Annotated in this window: 13 protein-coding genes and 2 pseudogenes; 11 read left to right on the top strand and 4 right to left on the bottom strand. The window is 56.1% G+C overall.

The features are described 5' to 3' along the window. Positions 1-25: 25 nt before the first annotated feature. Both AVI_RS27060 and AVI_RS27055 read left to right on the top strand, forming a co-directional pair. The gene (locus tag AVI_RS27060; RefSeq protein WP_015918443.1) at positions 26-3,049 is read left to right on the top strand and encodes an alpha-mannosidase; all 3,024 of its coding nucleotides are present in this window, start codon (positions 26-28) and stop codon (positions 3,047-3,049) included. 79 nt (positions 3,050-3,128) lie between these two features. After that, positions 3,129-4,367, top strand: coding sequence for an ROK family transcriptional regulator (locus tag AVI_RS27055; protein ID WP_015918442.1), 1,239 nt, complete (start codon positions 3,129-3,131; stop codon positions 4,365-4,367). Here AVI_RS27055 and AVI_RS27050 read toward each other — a convergent pair. Continuing rightward, positions 4,336-5,361: an ROK family transcriptional regulator gene (locus AVI_RS27050; protein WP_049777540.1), complete on the bottom strand. Its 1,026-nt coding sequence runs from the start codon at positions 5,359-5,361 to the stop codon at positions 4,336-4,338. The genes AVI_RS27055 and AVI_RS27050 overlap by 32 nt on opposite strands. A gap of 544 nt (positions 5,362-5,905) precedes the next feature. On the opposite strand from AVI_RS27050, the gene AVI_RS27045 reads away from it, so the two are divergent. From AVI_RS27045 to AVI_RS27015, 7 genes are all read left to right on the top strand, one after another. Beyond that, positions 5,906-6,805, top strand: coding sequence for a MurR/RpiR family transcriptional regulator (locus AVI_RS27045; RefSeq protein ID WP_234895216.1), 900 nt, complete (start codon positions 5,906-5,908; stop codon positions 6,803-6,805). Positions 6,806-6,842: 37 nt separating this feature from the next. Beyond that, positions 6,843-8,723 (top strand): dipeptide ABC transporter ATP-binding protein, encoded by a 1,881-nt coding sequence (locus AVI_RS27040; RefSeq protein WP_015918439.1) that lies wholly within the window; start codon positions 6,843-6,845, stop codon positions 8,721-8,723. A gap of 43 nt (positions 8,724-8,766) precedes the next feature. After that, on the top strand, positions 8,767-10,320 hold the full coding sequence (gene gsiB / locus AVI_RS27035; RefSeq protein ID WP_015918438.1) for a glutathione ABC transporter substrate-binding protein GsiB: 1,554 nt from the start codon (positions 8,767-8,769) through the stop codon (positions 10,318-10,320). 135 nt (positions 10,321-10,455) lie between these two features. Continuing rightward, complete coding sequence (gene gsiC / locus AVI_RS27030; RefSeq protein WP_015918437.1) at positions 10,456-11,376, top strand: glutathione ABC transporter permease GsiC; 921 nt, start codon at positions 10,456-10,458, stop codon at positions 11,374-11,376. A 7-nt stretch (positions 11,377-11,383) separates the two neighbouring features. Then, a complete protein-coding gene (gene gsiD, locus AVI_RS27025; RefSeq protein ID WP_015918436.1) occupies positions 11,384-12,286 on the top strand; it encodes a glutathione ABC transporter permease GsiD in 903 nt (300 codons plus the stop codon). Positions 12,287-12,371: 85 nt separating this feature from the next. Then, positions 12,372-13,190 (top strand): M55 family metallopeptidase, encoded by an 819-nt coding sequence (locus AVI_RS27020; RefSeq protein WP_015918435.1) that lies wholly within the window; start codon positions 12,372-12,374, stop codon positions 13,188-13,190. 36 nt (positions 13,191-13,226) lie between these two features. Further along, positions 13,227-14,192 (top strand): isoaspartyl peptidase/L-asparaginase family protein, encoded by a 966-nt coding sequence (locus tag AVI_RS27015; RefSeq protein ID WP_015918434.1) that lies wholly within the window; start codon positions 13,227-13,229, stop codon positions 14,190-14,192. Positions 14,193-14,483: 291 nt separating this feature from the next. On the opposite strand, the gene AVI_RS27010 is transcribed toward AVI_RS27015, so the two are convergent. The 3 genes and pseudogenes from AVI_RS27010 to AVI_RS31640 all read right to left on the bottom strand — a co-directional run. Next, positions 14,484-14,738, bottom strand: coding sequence for a GlsB/YeaQ/YmgE family stress response membrane protein (locus AVI_RS27010; protein ID WP_041700031.1), 255 nt, complete (start codon positions 14,736-14,738; stop codon positions 14,484-14,486). 304 nt (positions 14,739-15,042) lie between these two features. Beyond that, a complete protein-coding gene (locus AVI_RS27005; RefSeq protein ID WP_015918433.1) occupies positions 15,043-17,367 on the bottom strand; it encodes a methyl-accepting chemotaxis protein in 2,325 nt (774 codons plus the stop codon). A 699-nt stretch (positions 17,368-18,066) separates the two neighbouring features. Next, positions 18,067-18,222, bottom strand: a pseudogene (locus tag AVI_RS31640) (phenylacetaldoxime dehydratase family protein); the annotation flags it as partial. Between the two features lie 88 nt (positions 18,223-18,310). On the opposite strand from AVI_RS31640, the pseudogene AVI_RS31635 reads away from it, so the two are divergent. Together AVI_RS31635 and AVI_RS26985 are read left to right on the top strand one after the other, a co-directional pair. Continuing rightward, positions 18,311-18,457: pseudogene (locus AVI_RS31635) on the top strand (IS6 family transposase); the annotation flags it as partial. A gap of 242 nt (positions 18,458-18,699) precedes the next feature. Next, entirely contained in the window at positions 18,700-19,488 is a 789-nt protein-coding gene (locus tag AVI_RS26985; protein WP_139192477.1) for a hypothetical protein, read from the top strand. Positions 19,489-19,705 lie beyond the last annotated feature (217 nt).

Below are 19,705 nucleotides of genomic sequence, written 5' to 3'. Positions count from 1 at the left end.
TGTTGAAAGACTTTAGGAAAATATCATGAGCCTGACCTATACCCAACGCCTTGAACGGATCGAAGTTCGCAACGCAGAATTCCAGTTCTGGCGCGCCCGCAAAACAGTTGAACTGACCAGCTGGAATTTCAATGGAGAACCCATTGCCGTGGGCGAGGCCTGGCCGCACAAGACCCCGCCCATTGGCTTTACGGTAGATGTGACCGTGCCGGAAGGCTGGCCGCTTGCGGATACCTATCTTTATCTCAACCTTGGCGGCGAAAGCCTTCTAAGCATCACAGCGCAAGATGGCACCACCAAGCGTTACGGGCTGGACCCCTATCACCGCGAATTTGCAGCACCTTCGCAAAGCTTCTCGCTACACGCACAATCCGTTCCACGCCTGCCTTTTGGTGAGCCGGTGCGCGCGCCGAAGCTTGAACGGGCCGAATTGTTCTGGATCGACCGTTCCGTGGACCGCATGTGGCTGTTGATGCGCCAGATTGCCGAAGCATTAAGGGTGTTGGAAGGCCATGATGTGGTGCCCTATTTGCTGGATGCTGCCGAACAGGCGTTTTACGCCATCGATTGGCCATCGGCGACGGCAGACTATGTGGCGCGCACTGCCCCTGCGGTGATGCAGCAAAAGATCTGGCAGCTGCCAGATTTAAAGGCCGACCCTGAAGGTCTGACCGACGCCCAGCGCGCCAAACTGGATCAAGCCTATGAGGCGCTGATGGCGCGCCTTGGCGAACTTCGTGAACGATTCCCCCCGCAGGGCAAGGTAGCACTAACCGGCCATGCCCATATCGATCTGTGCTGGCTCTGGCCCTATGACGAGACGCGCCGCAAGATGCGCCGCACCTTCCACACGGCGCTGTCGATCATGGAAACATCGAAGGATTTCCGCTTCAACCAGTCAACCGCCCACTATTACTGGCAGTTGGAAGAGGATGACCCTGAACTGCTCAACAAAATCGTTGACCGTGCTAAAGACGGCCAGTGGGAAACACTCGGCGGCATGTGGATTGAGCCAGATACCAATATGCCCACGGGTGAAAGCCTGACCCGACAAATCCTCTACGGCCAGCGCTATTTCGAAAAGCGTTTTGGCACGCGCCACAGTGTGTGCTGGCTGCCGGATTGCTTTGGCTTTGCCGGGGCCTTGCCGCAGCTTCTCAAACAGGGTGGCATGAAAAGCTTCTTTACCATCAAGGTCAATTGGTCCGAAAGCAACCATATCCCTGCCGACCTGTTCTGGTGGGAAGGGTTGGACGGCAGCCGTGTGCTGGCCCACTCGTTCGACAATCCGATGGAGGGTTATAACGGCTTTGTGCGGCCCGATTGCATTACGCCGACATGGAAAAACTACCGCCAAAAAGATCGCCACGACACCACACTGCTCTGCGTCGGCTACGGCGACGGCGGCGGTGGCCCAAGCCCTGAAATGGTGGTGCGCGAAGAACAGCTGCGGGTTTTCCCCGCCATCCCGGAAGCCCGCTGGACCCGCGTGCATGACTTTTTTGAAGACGCCCATGCAATGGCGAAAACCACGCCCGTTTCTGTGTGGAAAGGCGAGATCTATCTGGAACTGCACCGCGCCACGCTGACCACGCAAAGCGCCATCAAAAAACTGCACCGGAAGGCCGAGCGTAGCCTGATTACCGCGGAAACGCTCGCATCCCTTGGCCATATTCTGGGAGCGGACAAACCGCGTTCAATGGAGCCGGAATGGCGGGTGGTGCTGAAAAACGAGTTCCACGACATCCTTCCCGGCTCTTCGATTGCCGAGGTTTATGTGAATGCGAAAGTCGAGCTTGAACAGGTGCTGATGGATGGCGCGGCGGCGCAAAAAGCTGCCGTCGATGCCATTCTTTCGCAATTGCCTGAGGGCAATGAAGGTGCTGTGCTGGTGATCAACCCCACGCTCAGCCCCCGGCCAATCCGCCTGACCCTGAAGGATGAGAGCATCGCAACTAATGGCGTGGTACCAGCCCTTGGTGTGAGCGTTTTGCCAGCCAGCGCCCTGGACCCCAAACCGGGCTTGAAAGCCACGCAAAATACTCTGGAAAATGACATCATCAAGGTGACGCTGGCAGACGATGGCTCCATCGCCTCTATCCTGCACAAAGCATCGGGCCGTGAAGCGGTCGAGGGCGGTGCCAACCGGCTGTTTGCCTATACAGCCGATAAGCCGCGCAATTGGGATGCGTGGGATGTAGAAGAGGATTACGGCCAAAAATCCGAGGAGTTGAGCGGACACGAGTCCATCGAGCTTGTTGAAAACACCGCCCACCGCGCCGCCATCCGCATCAAACGCCGCTGGCGCGATTCCACCATTGTGCAAACATTGAGCCTTGCCGCCAATGCCCGCCGCCTCGATATTTTCACCGAGATTGACTGGCATGAGCGCCGCGTCATGTTGCGCACCGAAAATGGTGTTGCCGTCAGTGCGGCCCGTGCCACCTGCGAGGTTGCTTATGGCGTGGTGGAGCGTCCAACCCATTCCAACACCTCGTGGGATGAGGCGATGTTTGAGGCACCGGCCCATCGGTTTATTGATCTGTCCGAGCCGGGCTTTGGCATGGCGCTGCTGAATGATGCCAAATATGGCCACTCGGCCCGTGGCAACGTGTTGGGCCTGTCCTTGCTGCGCTCACCCATCTATCCTGATCCGCTGGCCGATGAAGGCTATCAATCCTTCACCTATGCGCTGATGCCCCATGAAGGCACATGGTATGAAGGTCAGGTGCGCGAAGAAGCCGATGATCTGAACCAGCCTTTGATAGCCATCCCGGTGTCAGGTAAAGCAGCAGGTGAATGGTGCCCGTTGCAAGCAGCAGGGCTGGAGGTCGCTCTCTCGGCGATCAAGCCTGCCGAGGATGGCGATGGCTTGATCGTGCGCGTATATGAGCCAGCCGGTCGACGGGGTGGCTTCCAGCTTAAGCCGTCAGATGGCTGGACCGTCAGCGGCGCACTCAGCATTTTGGAAGAACCAATGCAAGCGGTGGACGCGCAGGCGCTAAAACCCTTTGAGGTGAAGAGTTGGCGTCTGTCGAAAACCGCGTGAAAATGCTTTCGCCTCGCACGTCTATAGTGCATGGTTTCCTCGCCGCCGCAGCCCGGCGGCGAGGAGATTGACGATTACAATGAGTTATTCCGGAGCCAATGGCGAACAGGCCGCAGCCCTCAACAGGGCCATCATCCTGAACGCCATTCACCGTGGTGGGCCGATCTCGCGCACCGAAATTGCCAAGCTTTCGCGCCTGACTAAGCAGGCTGTCACCCGGATTGTCGATAAGCTGCTGGATGAAGGGCTGGTGATGGAAGCGCGCCGCCGCCAAGGCTTGCGGGGTCAACCCGCCATCGAGCTGGAGATTGACCCGGAAGGTGCCTTTGCCATCGGAGCCAATATTGACCGTGATCACCTGACCATTGTGGCGGTGGATGCGGTGGGCAATGTGCGCGGGCGTATTCACCATGAAGCGCGGTTTTTGCTGCCGGATGCCTTTGTAAAGCTGATGGAAGACGCCGTATCGTCCTTCCTGCGTCGCAAGGTTATCCACGAATCGAGGCTTGCGGGCATTGGCCTTGCCATTCCCGACTGGCTAGGTGAGGTGCAGGTGATTGGCCTGCCAGACACATATAGCCAGTGGAACGGCTTTGACGTGCGCGCCGCGCTGTCGCATATCACCGACCATCCCATCTATATCGACAATGACGCCAATGCGGCGGCTTTGGGCGAGATTGAATATGGGCTGGGCACCGAAATGCGCAGTTTTTTCTATATTCTCATATCGGCCTGTCTTGGCGGTAGTCTGGTGATTGACGGTATGCGCCACAAGGGCGCAGGCGGGCTGGGTGGGGAAATCGGCTGGTTGCCCACGGCGGTCACAACCGGCCCATTGGCCGGTGAAACCAGACCGTTGGGCGATATGCTGTCGATGTTTGTGCTGCTCGATTACCTTGCTGACAATGGTGTGGATGTGGCGACACCTGCAGATCTGTTGACGCTGGATGCACGCGGACGCGCCCTTCTCAGCGGTTGGCTGAAGAAAATGGCCGTCAACCTTGCCGAAGCTGTCAGCGACATCGGCATGGTGGTGGACCCCGATGGCATTATTCTGGGTGGACGCCTGCCGGTGCGGCTGATTGATGAATTGCTGCTCTACGTGCATGAGGAAATCAGCCGTCGGGGCGCGTTGGCCCCAAGCCTACACCGTGCGGCAGCCTCAGAGGATGCGGCAGCCCTTGGTGCTGCCGCCATGGCGCTCGCCGACCGGCTCTGTCTTCCCTCTGCCGATTCTGCCCATCTCAGCCGTTCACCGCTGACGACAGCGATACGGCCTGCATCGATCAATTCGGTTTTGGCAGCAGCAGTTCGATAAACGGCGCAACAGCAGCACCATAAGCGGCGTCGCGGTCTGGAAAGCTTAAAGGGCGTACGGGCGGAATCCAGGCTGCGGGCACAAAATATCGCTCTTTGCCCAGCCGGACGTCTGCGATTTTTTCAATCAGCCGATCAATCACATCGGCGGGCAATTGCCCGCCCAGCAACATGGCTCCCGGCGATATGAAACCGGCAATGGTGACAACGCCGTCCAGAAGGCGACTGGCGGCCTGTTCAATCCAGCGATCAACCTCGTTTTCACCCTGCGCGGCAATGAAAGCCCTGTAAGACGCCGCACTCGCCATCACATCCAGTGTGCCTTCCGCCAGGCCAGGACGCATGGCGCCAATTGCGCCCGCTCTGCCATGCGTGCCGCGGTAAAAGCGGCCATTGATGATCAGGCCCGCCTGCACCTGTTCATCAATCAGCACAACAACCAGCCCGCCTTCCGGCTCACCGATGCCAAACAATCTCTCCCCAGCCAGCACCGCCTCGGGTTTGGACAGAGTAAAGCTTGGCAATTCGCCAAAAGCCGTCGTGAATGCATCATCCTTGTCTGCATTCATCACCACGCCGACACCGATGGGGGCGGGGAATCCCATCTCTGCCTGCACAATCTGCCGAACAGCAGCAAAGAAGGCTTCATCTTGATCAAAGCGCTGATAAAGCACCATCTCACCGGCGAGATTACACAAAGCAAGGGAGCCACCATTCTGGCAACGCTCAACACCAAGACCGTAAGCGCCGGATGACACAAGTGAAAATTCCGCCGCTTTATAGCGTGTACTGGTCTGGCGATTGCCCTTGGACACAAGGCCTGCCGACAACAGCCGTTGAAGAATGCCGGTAATGGCAGGCTCTGTGAGCTTAAGCCGTGCGGCAAGCTCCTGGCGCGTCAGCGGCCCTTCACGCAGCAAAAGCGCAGAAACGGTGCGTCCGTTATGATCTGCGATATCTTCAGGACTGAGGCCCTGAGCGTCGCGATCCTCCAAGGGCCGAACCGTCTGATGCCTTACAACTCGTCGTCCCACACTCACACTTCCATCGGCGGTTTCATTGCAATCTTTGCCGTCAGTTAACATAGGAAAGCAAACAAGCTTTGCTCAATACAGTCAATCACTTCGTTGAAGCGCCGACGGCCTTGTCGCAGTTTTTTGCAACTAAAGGAAATCGCTGCTCCAAAATTTGCGGAGCGGGCCTATACCTATGAATTCCATTGCCGAAAAGCTGAAGCGACAGTCGAAGTCCGTCCTTCAATATGCCTTTCACGAACTCGATGCAATGAAAGGTAGCCGGAAACGCATGACATGTCGGAACGGCAGTTAATTCTGCTCGCAGGCTTTTTTACACCGAGATTACGGCACCGTCAGAGATTCTATGCATAAAAATGACGCATCATATGCACTTGCCTAGAATTACACCAAAATCCGCTTGAACGATTGAAAAATATCTATACTGAGGCTCAGGTGATATTTTTTAATCAGGGCCTGCATCTTGGACATTGAAAGCGTACCATCAGCGCAAGAGCGCATGCCAATGTCCCAACGCATCATCCAGGCCACGTTATCGCCCGCCCACCGGCAGATCGCAGATTACGTGCTGGATTATCCCTTGCGCGTTGCCGCCATGCGGGCTGAAGAATTGGCCGAGATCGTTCATGTGTCGGTTCCAACCGTCAATCGCTTTGCCCGCGCCTTGGGGTTTGCGGGTTATGCGCAATTTCGTGCTGATCTGGTGCTGGGGTACGAGACGGCTTTGGCACCTGTGGAAAAATTACAGCGACGGTCGCAGGCGGCAACCAGCCCCGCAGATGTGTTTGCCAACAACCTGGCCATGATAACCAGAAATATTGAGCGAACCCATCAGGCTCTCGATACCGAGACGCTATCGCGGGCTATCGGTCTCATTTTGTCCGCCCGCCGCATTTCCATCATCGGCCTTGGCAGCAGCGCCTGGCTTGGCGGCCTTATGCAGCGGCGGTTTGATCTGTTTTGTGATGATGTTCGCCTGCTGGCAACCGTGGAAGGCGCATCCTTCGCAGCGCGGGCTTTGCGAAATGTTCGCGCCGGGGACCTCGTCATAGCCATCGCCTTTCCACGCTACATGGCCGATACGGTGACGCTGGCAAAACGCATGCGCGATGCTGGGGCCGATGTTCTGGCACTGACAGACAATGCCAGCTCGCCTCTGGTGGCGCATGCCACAATGACGCTGTTTGCGCAGGTCGAGAGCGATTATTTCGCCAGCTGTGAAGCCAGTGCGCTAGCCTTGATCGAGTCTCTCTCTGCCGCCGTGTCCTATGCATCAGGCCGTTCCATGCAAGCCGCCACCCAGCTTGTTGATACCGTGCTTCCCTATCTGCACAGCGGTCCAAACCACCCTCATCGGGCATCGGCGAAACCGTCAGCCGAAGACGACGAACCCGAGCTTGACTGATGCCTTGTCTGACCCATTTTCATTGAGACGATCTGCCATGACCTCTTCTGCGACCCTGCCCCAAACCGCACCCTCTCTGCTAGACAATCAGGTTCTGGCGGTCGATGACCTGACGGTATCCTTTGCCACATCCGAGGGCCGGGTGCAGGCCGTGCGCAATATCAGCTTTGCGGTTGGCCGGGGTGAAACGCTTGCGATTGTGGGTGAATCTGGCTCTGGCAAATCCGTCACCTCGCTGGCGCTGATGCGGCTGATTGAGCATGGCGGTGGACGGATTGATAGCGGTGCTATGCTGTTTCGCCCCAGCAATGACAAGGTGCTGGATCTGGCAAAGGCCGATACGCCGACCATGCGCAGTATTCGCGGTGCGGATATTGCCATGATCTTTCAAGAGCCGATGACATCGCTCAACCCGGTGTTTACCGCTGGCGAACAGATTGCTGAATCCATCCGCCTGCACCAGAAAATGAACGAGGCCAGCGCCAAGGCGGAAGCGCTGCGCATGCTGGATCTGGTGCGCATTCCAGAGGCCAAACATGTGTTTGGCCGCTATCCGCATCAACTGTCCGGCGGCATGCGCCAGCGGGTGATGATTGCCATGGCGCTGGCCTGCCGCCCTTCCTTGCTGATTGCCGATGAACCCACAACGGCGCTGGATGTCACCGTGCAGGCGCAAATTTTGCAGCTGATCCGCCAGCTTCAGGACGACATGAACATGGGCGTGTTGTTCATCACCCATGATATGGGCGTGGTGGCCGAAATTGCCGACCGCGTATTGGTGATGCGCCAAGGTGAAAAGGTCGAGCATGGCGCATCGAAAGACGTGTTCGAGCGCCCGAACCATCCCTATACCCAAGCCCTTCTGGCCGCTGTGCCGCGCCTTGGGGCCATGGCCGGGACCGATGGTCCGCGCGCTTTTGATCTGGTGGGGGCCGATAGCACCCAGACCCATGCAGAACAACCTCCAGCACGGTTTGATCTGCCGCCGATTTTGAAAGTGCGCGATCTGGTCACCCGCTTTGATGTTCGGCGCGGCCTGTTCAACCGGGTTGATCGGTCAGTTCATGCGGTGGAAAAGGTCAGCTTTGATCTGCATGCTGGCGAAACCTTGGCATTGGTGGGCGAATCCGGTTGTGGCAAATCCACCACGGGCCGTTCACTCTTGCGTCTGGTCAATAGCCAGAGCGGCAGCGTGGAATTTGATGGCCGCAATGTTCTTGATCTTCCGGCCAGCGAGTTGCGTGGCCTTCGCCGCAGCATTCAGCTGGTGTTTCAAGACCCCTTCGCCTCGCTGGATCCAAGGCTGACGGTTGGTTTTTCCATTATGGAGCCTCTGCTGATCCATGGCATTGCCAAAGGCGAAGAAGCGAGACAGCGCGTGGCTTGGCTTTTGGAGCGGGTGGGCCTGTCGGCTGCCCATTCTGAGCGCTATCCGCATGAATTCTCCGGTGGCCAGCGTCAGCGCATTGCCATTGCACGTGCCTTGGCGCTGAACCCGAAAGTGGTGGTGGCCGATGAATCGGTCTCGGCGCTGGATGTGTCGATTCAGGCGCAGATCGTCAATCTTCTTTTGGAATTGCAGCGTGATCTGGGCATTTCCTATCTGTTTATTTCCCACGACATGGCCGTGGTGGAGCGCGTCAGCCACCGGGTGGCGGTGATGTATCTGGGGCAGATTGTTGAAATTGGCCCACGCCGGGCCATTTTTGAAAACCCGCAGCACCCCTATACCAAAAAGCTGATGGCAGCCGTGCCGATTGCCGACCCGGCCCGCCGCCATTTGAAACGGCAATTTGCTGTTGAAGACCTGCCAAGCCCGATGCGCAAAAAGGGCGATGAGCCAGTGGTAGAAGCCTTGCACGAGGTGTCACCCGGCCATTTCGTGGCCCGGCACAGCGTTGGCGCGTTTAAAATGTAATTCAACACTTACCGAACTGACCCAACCAGCACAGGAGATATTGATGAAGCATAGATTTTCTTCCCGGCTCGCATCTGCCACGGTCTTGGCAGGCATTCTCAGTATGGGTGCGGGACAGGCACTTGCCGCTGGCAGCGTGGTTCTGGCCCTCAACACACAGGCTGAAACGCTGGACCCATATAACACCAACACCACGCTGACCACCGCTGTGACAAAGTCCTTCTACGAAGGCCTGTTTGGCTTCGATAAGGATTTGAAGGTTCAGCCGGTTCTGGCAACGGGCTACACCGTCTCCGATGATGGTCTGGTCTACACCATCAAGCTGCGTGACGGCGTGAAGTTTCAAGACGGCACCGATTTCAATGCGGATGCCGTGAAGGTCAATTTTGACCGCGTGCGCAACCCGGACAACAAGCTGTCTCGCTTCAACCAGTTCAACCAGATCGACAAGGTTGAGGTTGTCTCACCGCTTGAAGTGCGTATCACGCTAAAGCAGCCCTTCGGCCCGTTCATCAACTCGCTGGCCCATGCCTCTGCTGCAATGATTTCGCCAGCAGCGCTGACAAAATGGGGCAACAAGGAAATCGCCTTCCATCCGGTTGGTACCGGCCCGTTTGAGTTTGTCGAATGGAAGCAGACCGATTACGTCAAGGCCAAGAAGTTTGATGGCTACTGGCGTAAGGGCTTCCCAAAGGTGGATGAAATCACCTGGAAGCCAGTGCCAGATAACAACACCCGCGCTGCCATGTTGCAGACCGGGGAAGCTGATTTCGCCTACCCCATGCCCTATGAGCAGGTGGCAACGCTGAAGCAGAACACCAAGCTGACGGTGACGGTTTCGCCGTCGATCATTGAGCGCTATGTCAGCTTCAACATGCTGCAAAAGCCGTTTGATGATCTGCGCGTGCGTCAGGCCATCAACTATGCCATCAACAAAGAAGCCCTTGCCAAGGTGGCCTTCAGCGGCTTTGCCAAGCCCGCCGAAGGCGTTGTGCCAGAAGGCGTGCTTTACGCCCACAAAATTGCGCCATGGCCTTATGATCCGGCCAGGGCACGCGCTTTGCTGAAAGAAGCGGGCTATCCCAACGGCTTTGAATCCACCCTATGGAGCGCTTACACCACCACCACGGCGCAAAAGGCCATTCAGTTCTTGCAGCAGCAATTGCAGCAGGTTGGCATCAAGGTGACGCTTCAGGCGCTTGAGCCGGGCCAGCGAGTAGAATGGGTGCAGACAGCGCCCGATCCGAAAACCGCCAAAGTGCGGATGTATTATGCTGGATGGTCGTCCTCAACCGGTGAAGCCGACTGGGCGCTGCGTCCGCTGCTGGCCACCGAAGCATGGCCGCCAAAGCTGAGCAACACGGCCTATTACAGCAATCCCATTGTGGACGATCTGATTGCCAAGGCCATGAAGACCACCAAGGAAGACGAAAAGAAGACCTTCTATGCCGATGCACAGGAACAGATCATGAAGGATCTGCCTTGGGCTCCGCTGGTGACCGAAAACAACGTTTCGGCTGCCGCAACAAAGCTTGAGGGCGTTTATGTCATGCCGGATGGCAATATCGACAGCTCGGACATTGCACTCAAGCAATAACACCTTCTGAAAACGCGATCCCGGCGCTGATCTAGCGCCGAGACACTCCTTTTACGCATTTCCGAACGCAAAACCGCGATACACTTTTGCTGGAAATGCTTCCAACCCCTCCTGAAGGCTTTCGCTGCGGTTGCCATGTTCAATTATTTTCTCAAGCGCCTGTTCGGGCTGCTGCCCACACTTCTGATCGTTGCCGTTCTGGTGTTTCTGTTTGTGCATATGCTGCCGGGTGATCCGGCGCGCCTTGCGGCAGGGCAGGATGCGGACGAGCAGACCGTGGCGCTGGTGCGCAGCGAACTGGGCCTCGACAAGCCCCTACCCCAGCAATTTGTCGAGTATTTCACACGAATGTTGCATGGCGACCTTGGGGTGTCGATCCGCACCCATCGCCCGGTGTCTGTTGAAATTGGCGAGCGCTTCATGCCCACCATGCTGCTGACGCTGACCAGCATGATCTGGTCGGTGTCCGTTGGCATGATCATTGGCGTCTTTTCTGCCGTGTTTCGCAACCGCTGGCCGGATAGATTGGGCATGACCGTGGCCGTGTCTGGCATTTCCTTTCCGGCCTTTGCGCTGGGCATGTTGCTGATGCAGATTTTCTCGGTCTGGCTCGGATGGCTGCCCACCGTGGGGGCCGATAGCTGGCGGCATTACATCCTGCCATCGATAACGCTGGGCGCAGGCGTTGCCGCTGTCATGGCCCGCTTTACCCGAGCCGCCTTTGTAGATGTGATTCAGGAAGATTTTGTGCGCACCGCCCGCGCCAAGGGGCTGAATGAAAAAGTGGTGATTGCCAAACATTGCCTGCGCAACGCGCTGATCCCGATTGTCACCATGATGGGCCTGCAATTCGGCTTTCTGCTGGGCGGCTCCATTGTGGTGGAGGCGGTGTTCAACTGGCCGGGTGTTGGCCGTTTGCTGGTCGATGCGGTGAACCAGCGGGATTATCCGGTAATTCAGGCCCTCGTGCTGATGTTCTCGCTGGAATTCATCCTGATCAATCTTGTCGTGGATCTGCTCTACGGCGTCATCAATCCGACAATCCGTTATAAATGAGCCGGCCATGAGCAATACCACATCTGCCCCAATTGCCGCCGCTGCACAGACCAGCCGCGCTGTTCGCACCCCTTGGAGCGAATTTTGGCGCAAATTCAAACGCCAGCCCGTGGCGCTTGGGGCCTTGGCCTTCATTGTGATTTTGATGGTTTTGGCCATCGCGGCACCCGTGATTGCGCCCTATGACGCTGAAAATTTCTTTGACTACGACATGATCAATGCCGGGCCTTCCTTGAGCCATTGGTTTGGCGTTGATCCATTGGGCCGAGATATTTTCAGCCGTATTTTGATGGGCGCGCGGATTTCGCTGGCAACCGGCCTTTTGTCCGTCACGCTCGGCGGCTTTATCGGCACCGTGTTTGGCTTGCTGGCTGGCTATTATGAAGGCTGGTGGGACCGGGTGGTGATGCGCATCTGCGATGTGCTGTTTGCCTTTCCGGGCATTTTGCTGGCTCTGGGCATTGTGGCCATTCTCGGCAGTTCCATGGTCAATGTGGTGGCGGCCGTTGCAGTGTTTTCGGTTCCCGCCTTTGCCAGACTGGTGCGCAGCAGCACGCTGGTGCTGAAAAACATGACCTATATTGAAGCCGTCAGAAGCGTTGGCGCATCCGACTTCATCATTCTGTTTCGCCATATTCTGCCGGGGGCTTTTTCGTCGATTGTGGTCTATTTCACCATGCGACTTGGCACATCGATCATCACCGCCGCCAGCCTGTCCTTTCTCGGCCTCGGTGCACAGCCACCCACGCCTGAGTGGGGTGCCATGCTGAATGACGCGCGCGCCGATATGGTCAATGCACCGCATGTGGCGCTGTTTCCAAGCCTTGCGATTTTCGTCACTGTTCTGGCCTTCAACCTGCTAGGCGATGGCCTTCGCGATGCGATTGATCCGAAAATCGACCGGAAATAACCCCTTCTGCAAGTTTTTGTTTGACGCATTTTCGAACGCAAAACCGCGATACACTTTTGCTCGAAATGCTCTTATGGAGTACCCCATGAAAATTCTCATCTCTGTCGATATCGAAGGGGTCGCTGGCGTCTATCACCCGGAACAAACCCGCGCGGGCAATGGCGAATATGAACGCGCCCGCCTGTTGATGACGGACGAAGCCAACGCCGCCATTGCTGGTGCCTTTGATGCCGGGGCAACGGAGGTGTTTGTCAACGATTCCCACGGATCGTTTCGCAACATGCCGCCAGATCGGCTGGACCCGCGCGCCCGCGCCATTCAGGGCAAACCCCGCTACCTCAGCATGATGTCTGGCGTTGAACTTGGTGTCGATGGCGTTTGCCTCATCGGCTATCATTCCCGTGGGCAGGGCTTTGGCATTCTGGCCCACACCATCAACAGCTTTGCCTTTTCGCGGATATTCCTCAACGGACAGGAACTGGGCGAAGCGGGCATTTATGGCGCTTTGGCGGGTGAATATGGCGTGCCGGTGATCATGGGCAGCGGCGATGATGTGTTCATTGCCGAGAACAAAGACCTGTTTCCCAAAACCGTGTTTGTGGAGACCAAAAAGGCAAGCGGTGGCATCAGCGGCGTCAGCCTGTCGCCATCGGAATCCTGTCTTGCCATTCGTGAGGGCGCGCGGGCTGCGGTGGAACAGGCGAGGCAAATGCCCAAATTTACCCTGACTGGCCCCATTTCTGTGACCATCGAAACCCAATCCACCCGGCTGGCTGATCTGTTTTGCCAATGGCCAACCCTTGCCCGCACCGGCGGCAATGAGGTGGCGTTCGAAGCGCCAAGCGTTGAACATGCCGTGCGGATGATCAACAGCCTATCCGCCATGTCCACCATGCTGCGCTAACGGCGGGCGATCTATTTTGAGCATTTCGAGGCATTTATGAGCAATACCCAACCAAGCCCCTTTGCGATTGCCATTCACGGCGGCTGCGGCGTGATGAACAAGGCCGACATGCCGGAGAGCGAATGGGAAGCCGCCCGCGCTGACCTCAAACGCGCATTAAAGGCCGGATGGAGCTTGTTGCAACAAGGCGCATCCGCGCTCGACGCCGTCGAAGCCGCCGTTATGGTGATGGAGGATTCGGAGCATTTCAACGCGGGCCATGGCGCAGCACTCAACACCGATGGCGAACACGAGTTGGATGCCTCCATTATGGATGGTCAGACCCTTGAGGCGGGTGCCATTGCCATGGCACGCACGATCCGCAACCCGATTCGTGCCGCCCGCAAACTGATGCACAGCGGCGAGACCGTGATGCTGGGGGCAAGTGCTGCCGATGCCTTTGCCCAAAAATCGGGCCTGCCGATGGTGGAACAGTCCTATTTCACCACCGAGCGCCGGGTTAAAGCACTGGCATCGTTGAAAGAACACGCCAAAGCCGGAACGGCAGCCCTTGCCAGCGAGGCCGAAAAGCATGGCACGGTTGGCGCCGTGGCGCTGGACAGCCACGGCCACCTTGCCGCCGCCACCTCCACTGGCGGCTTCAACAACAAGCCTTCAGGCCGCATTGGCGACACCGCTGTGATCGGCGCCGGAACCTACGCCCGCGATGGCGTGGTGGCTGTCTCCGGTACTGGCAAGGGTGAGTTTTTCATCCGCCATGCCGTGGGCCACGAAATCGCCAGCCGCATGCGGTATTTGGGCGAAAATCTGGAAGACGCCTGCCAGCATGTCGTGTTCACCGATCTTGCCCCCCATCATATCGGAGCAGGGCTTGTCGCGGTTGGTGCAGATGGCTCCATCACAGCACCTTATAATACCGCCGGGATGTTTCGCGGCTGGATTAATCTGGATGGGCACATGGTTGTCGCAAGCCATGACACGCTGTTTGAAATGCATATCTAGAGAATTGTTTCGTTTTATGGAAACACTGAATGTTGGAGCAGTGTCGGAGGTTGACCTCTATGATCACTCCCGTAGAGCCGTGATTTTTTGAGATAAAATGGAGACCGGGTGGCACGACGGGCGCTGTAGATCATCCCGATCTCGTTACGATCTTGCAATTAAAGTCAGGCAATTACTGACTTCGAAGGGGCAACCTTCCTCAGTCCCAATGATTTTGAGCCCAAGACGGGATTAGCTTAATGCGGCATCTGAAAACCAGCAGCAGGCCAAGCCTCCTGGGCTGCCCATGATCTATGCGCGGCGCACGAGCCTGAGAAGCAGCAGAAGGAGGATCGCCCCGACCGTAGCGTTGACAATCGCTCTGACGATGCCCGTACCCAGGCTGAAACCGAGGCGGGGGAAGAGCCATCCCGCAATGAACGCGCCGATGATGCCGACAAGAATATCTCCGATCAGACCAAAGCCGCCGCCACGTACCACAAGGCCGGCAAGCCATCCAGCAAGGGCGCCCACAAGAAGAAATACAAGCAGGCTCTCATTCGACATCATAGGATATTTCCTTGGCTGGTGGGATTAGGCAATGCTTTGCATAGGCATGGTCGCCTTTCCTAATTCCTATAATGCCTATCGTGATCCTGCGCTTACGTCAAATAGCCAATAGCCAGACCGTGCTCTTGCTTGGCGGCGAGAGCACGGTCTGGATCGAGGATACTCAGGGACGCTACTTTGTAATCCACGGTATCGCCGCCATCCCTTTCCGAGTCTTTGATCGGAATGCCGGCCAACTTCATGCCGGAAACAGCGATATAATCGAGCGTCTGTGGGCCTCTACCTTATCATTGCTTAGTGGTTATGCCCTTTCTTGAAAATCGGAATCCTCAGCATCAGGGCCACCCATCGACATATCGAGCACCCAGCCTTTTACGCGGGCCTGCTGACCTGCAACGGAGTGGCCGGGTTTGGACATATGGGCCATGGCGGCCGGTTTTGTTGAGATATTGCTCTTTGGCCGAGCCTTGGTCGACTGGTTGCGCGACGCTTGCATTTTAACGTCACCAGCAATGTCGACCTTAAAGAAGGCGATGGAGGCTTGAAGCTCCTCGGCTTGGGCTGCGAGTTCTTCAGAGGTTGCCGACATTTCTTCCGAGGCTCCGGCATTCTGCTGTGTCACCTTGTCGAGTTGCTGGATTGCCTCGTTGATCTGCGAAGCACCGATATCCTGCTCACGGCAAGCCGCAGAGATTTCTGAGACCAATTCGGCAGTCTTGCGGATGTCGGGAACCAGACGCGCCAGCATTCCACCAGCTTCGGTGGCAACCTGCACAGTCTGTCCAGACAGACCGCTGATTTCGGCGGCGGCTGACTGGCTGCGTTCGGCAAGCTTTCGCACTTCAGAGGCAACAACGGCAAAGCCCTTGCCATGTTCTCCAGCACGGGCTGCTTCCACGGCTGCGTTCAGAGCAAGAAGGTCGGTCTGACGAGCGATTTCCTGCACTATGGAAATTTTTTCGGCAATCGTTCGCATCGCGGTAACCGCCCGGTTGACGGCCTCGCCGGAAGCTTCGGCATCCTTCGATGATTGGCGGGCGATCTTTTCGGTCTGGGCAGCGTTGTCAGCGTTCTGCTTGATATTGGCGGCCATTTCTTCCATTGATGCAGAGGCTTCTTCAGCCGCCGCAGCCTGTTCGGTCGCACCTTGCGAAAGCTGCTCTGAGCCGGCGGAGAGCTGCTGTGAACCCGCTGAGACATTTTGACTTGCGGCTAATGCATCGGCAACAACCCCACGAAGGCGCTCGACCATAGACACCAATGCAATTCCCAGTGTGTCCTTGTCTGAAAGCGGCTCCGGCTCGACGGTTAAGTCGCCACTGGCAATCAGGTCAGCTATGGTTGCTGTGTTGCGCAGGTTGTCTACCATATTGTTGATCGCATTCTTCATGCTCGCATGATCGCCTTCGCATTCGATGTCCACATGTTGGGTAAGATCACCGAAACTCACCTGGCGAAGAACGCGATTGCCCTCAGAGATCGGAAGAATGATAGCGTCCAACATGCCGTTGATTCCAGAGACCAGCTTGGCGAAATCCCCGACGAAATGATCGGCCGCGCCCCGCTCGGAGAGCTTGCCGGCTGTAGACGCGGCAATCAAGCGCTGAAGTTCAGTGGTAATCGCCCGTAAATTTCCACGCAGCGTCTCGATAGTCTCATTGATGAAAGCTTTCTTGCCGGGGAACTGCTCGAGCGGCGCTTCAAAATTGCCCTCACCCAGCGCCTTGATGCAGGCCATGGCCTTCTTTTTGACGGCGATGTGGCTGCTAACCATATCGTTGACGCCCTTGGCCATCACGGCAAAATCGCCCTTGAATTTCTCAACCGGCACGAAGATGTCAATGTCGCCTTTATCGTGCTCGATCGACATCGTATTCATTTCAAAAATCAAACCCTTCAGATTTGCGCGCAAGGTTTCGATCGTCTCATTGATGAAGGCTTTTTTGCCGGGGAACTGCTCGAGCGACGCTTCGAAATTGCCCTCACCTAGCGCCTTGATGCAGGCCATGGCCTTCTTTTTAACTGCAATGTGGCCCGCGACCATATCGTTGACGCCTTTGGCCATCACGGCAAAGTCACCCTTGAATTTTTCAACCGGCACGAAGACCTCAATGTCGCCCTTATCGTGCTCAAGCGACATCGTATTCATCTCAGAAATCAGGCCTTTGAGATTGGTACGCAAGGTTTCGATTGTCTCGTTGATGAAAGCTTTCTTGCCGGGAAACTGCTCGAGCGGTGCTTCAAAATTGCCCAACCCAAGTTCCTTGACGCAAGCCATGGCCTTTTTCTTGACGGCGATATGGCCGCCGACCATGTCGTTAACGCCTTTGGCCATGACAGCGAAGTCGCCCTTGAAGTCCTCTGAAGGTAACCTGACATCAATGTCGCCCTTGTCGTGCTCACCTGACATGTCAGCGATAGATGCCCCGAGCTTCTGCATCGGCTGCATACTGGCCTCAAGTAACTCGTTGACAGCAATCAGCATCTCTCTGGCTTCACCGGTGACTGCATCGAGATTTGCACGCGCGGCTAGTTTTCCGTCTGCGATACTAACTTTGACGCGCTGTATCTCAGCCACAGCCGCCTGAGATTTGGAAGATTTCTTCATTTGAGTGTAGAAAGACATCGTGTATCCTCTATCGGAAGCTGTTTTGGGAGTTACTATCGCTGATAAGTCGTGGGCGCCCTACGGCGACCGCCCTGTCAAGAACAGACCGGCCAGGTTTCTGCTGAAGCCCAAGCAGGTCATCAAAGCTACCTGGAATGCGCACTGGACCCCTATGGCCAAGCCCGCTTCCCTTTCGATGACCCGCTTGATAAATGCGGTAGCCAAGACACTGTTATCAGTGACGAAAACGCGCACGAATTCCTCTCGCTCCTTGAGGTTCAAGGGATCGACTACGAAACTCAGTCTTAAAACGTGATTTTATGTCGCGTCATGCGAAGGAACATCTCAACTGGATGCTGTGTGGTCTCAATTATAAGATGTAGTTGTTAACCATGCCCTAAGGCAATCCCCTTTTTTTAGTGGGATCTCATGTAGCGCTCATGGATCTGTCGCGAGTTTTGGAAGGGTTTCAGACATGACCGTCGCTGGACGCAGTTATGGCGCAATATTGCAAATATTGTGATTTGGCTGGAACTGCCTATTATCGCCCGATCATCTGCCCTGACGTTTGAGATCCTGGGCGAGGCGTGAAACAACTTCGGTGAGAGCGCTGGGACAGAGACCAAAAGCACACTCAAGGGTCCGGGCTTCTCCGCGGATGGCGTCGATTAGATTGAAAATTGCAGCCTGTCCCTGCATAAAAAGCCCGATGGGCTTTCCGGTAATATAGGTCTTCTCAAGAAAATTGCCGTCGAGATCGATATAGCGGACATATCGGTTGCTGTAGCTGCCGAGCGCCTTTCCATTGCCACCCGGAAAATTCATGCCATCGCAAAGCGTCGGTTCGACCTCGTCGAGATAAAGCGTACGTTCGGCACCAAACAATTGATCAAGCCTCTGACGCATTTGAGATATTTTATTTTTTCAAGTCGAGAATGCGTCAGCATCTTCGAGACTTGGTATGAGAGGGTTCACGTTGAAAACGGCCTATGTGACGATCAAAGGGTTAGAGGCCATGCGAGCGTTACGCAAAGGCCAGGCTAAGATTTTCAACCTGACAAAAGGCATCCGTGGGCAGGCCCATATCGTTGAATGCTCCTTTGCCGTTCAAGAGGTTTGCAACAGAGCTGGATCGGCGTCCGTACTGTCAACCGGATAACAGCCAGAAATTGTGGTGCTGATGCTGACCATTCTTGACGGTCTGCATAGGGTATTCGGGAACGTGACTGACGTCTACTCTTGCGAAGATCTGAGCGGCTTTATACGAACATCGGCAGAAGATTGCATTTGATCGCCTGCTGCACACAATGAAAGCCGCCAGAAATGTCTCTTGGATGTTACGATATCGAAATGCGCACGCGGAACGCCGCCGTTCTCGTCGTGCTGTTCTCCCATTCGACCAAGCATCATTTCAAGTCTGTCGATTTTCCGGCGGACGTCCTGAGCATCGCGGATAAGGAAGACACCTATTTCACCAACACGCCAGATATTCTGGCGAATTTCATAAAAGATGTCAGTGCACCATACGATCTGGTGATTACGATTGGTGGAAGCAAAGGAGGGCATGGGGCGCTGTATCACGGCACGCTTCTCGCTCGCATGATCGAAAAACCTGTTCGTGTTCTTGCCTTCAGCCCGGTTGTCATGCTCTCGGATAACCCGAATGACGTGCTATATGTGTCCTACCAAAAGCTGATGGAGCGCGCGCAGACGACACCAGAACTGGCGGAAAACCTGCGCCAGTCAACCCAGGTGATAACAGCAGACCCGCCGCCCAATCTCACGGCCTTCTGCATCGTCGGGGCCGACAATCACTGCGACTGTGTCGAGGCCAGCCGATTGATCGGCGCGCATATCTTGACGCTGCCCATGCATCACCATGAAACTGTCATCCCATTCCTTTGCGATACCAGCGATGCCAGAGCAGTGACGAAAACCGTGCTGGTGCTGTACGATAGAGCCGCAGAGGAGGCCGATGTTGCCCATCTGCTTGAAAAAGGCAGTGTTGACAAAATGATCGCGGACCTTTCCCGCGTTCCAAAACAGCCTCGCCTCGATGAACTGACGAATCTTGTCATAAAGGGTGATGCCAGCATTGTAAGGCAGGCTGTGACAACGGCAGGCGCTCTTCAAGCCTGATCGAATCGACCTAAAGCCTGCGCTTGCATTCATCATTGCCGCCACAAGCATCTCATAACGACCGAAGCCTTGCCTTGAACGACAAAGCTCAAACGCTGGCGAAAAAAATCTTACGCTATGGTCCCAAACCGAACCGGCGACACGTCTATCCATCAGCAAGCGAACGTGGTGCCTCCTGAGGCGCACCTTTGATCTCCTGCATAATTTCTCAAGCCAG

Origin of the sequence: Allorhizobium ampelinum S4 (genome assembly GCF_000016285.1) — a bacterium.
GTDB classification, from domain to species: domain Bacteria; phylum Pseudomonadota; class Alphaproteobacteria; order Rhizobiales; family Rhizobiaceae; genus Allorhizobium; species Allorhizobium ampelinum.
This window is presented reverse-complemented; position numbering and strand designations above follow the sequence as displayed.

What these genes read in the sequence shown, in the direction of transcription:
- AVI_RS27060 (WP_015918443.1), top strand. Translation starts at nt 26, where the DNA reads ATGAGCCTGACCTATACCCAACGCCTTGAACGGATCGAAGTTCGCAAC.
- AVI_RS27055 (WP_015918442.1), top strand. Translation starts at nt 3,129, where the DNA reads ATGAGTTATTCCGGAGCCAATGGCGAACAGGCCGCAGCCCTCAACAGG.
- AVI_RS27045 (WP_234895216.1), top strand. Translation starts at nt 5,906, where the DNA reads ATGTCCCAACGCATCATCCAGGCCACGTTATCGCCCGCCCACCGGCAG.
- AVI_RS27040 (WP_015918439.1), top strand. Translation starts at nt 6,843, where the DNA reads ATGACCTCTTCTGCGACCCTGCCCCAAACCGCACCCTCTCTGCTAGAC.
- gsiB (WP_015918438.1), top strand. Translation starts at nt 8,767, where the DNA reads ATGAAGCATAGATTTTCTTCCCGGCTCGCATCTGCCACGGTCTTGGCA.
- gsiC (WP_015918437.1), top strand. Translation starts at nt 10,456, where the DNA reads ATGTTCAATTATTTTCTCAAGCGCCTGTTCGGGCTGCTGCCCACACTT.
- gsiD (WP_015918436.1), top strand. Translation starts at nt 11,384, where the DNA reads ATGAGCAATACCACATCTGCCCCAATTGCCGCCGCTGCACAGACCAGC.
- AVI_RS27020 (WP_015918435.1), top strand. Translation starts at nt 12,372, where the DNA reads ATGAAAATTCTCATCTCTGTCGATATCGAAGGGGTCGCTGGCGTCTAT.
- AVI_RS27015 (WP_015918434.1), top strand. Translation starts at nt 13,227, where the DNA reads ATGAGCAATACCCAACCAAGCCCCTTTGCGATTGCCATTCACGGCGGC.
- AVI_RS27010 (WP_041700031.1), bottom strand. Translation starts at nt 14,738, where the DNA reads ATGTCGAATGAGAGCCTGCTTGTATTTCTTCTTGTGGGCGCCCTTGCT.
- AVI_RS27005 (WP_015918433.1), bottom strand. Translation starts at nt 17,367, where the DNA reads ATGTCTTTCTACACTCAAATGAAGAAATCTTCCAAATCTCAGGCGGCT.
- AVI_RS26985 (WP_139192477.1), top strand. Translation starts at nt 18,700, where the DNA reads ATGCGCACGCGGAACGCCGCCGTTCTCGTCGTGCTGTTCTCCCATTCG.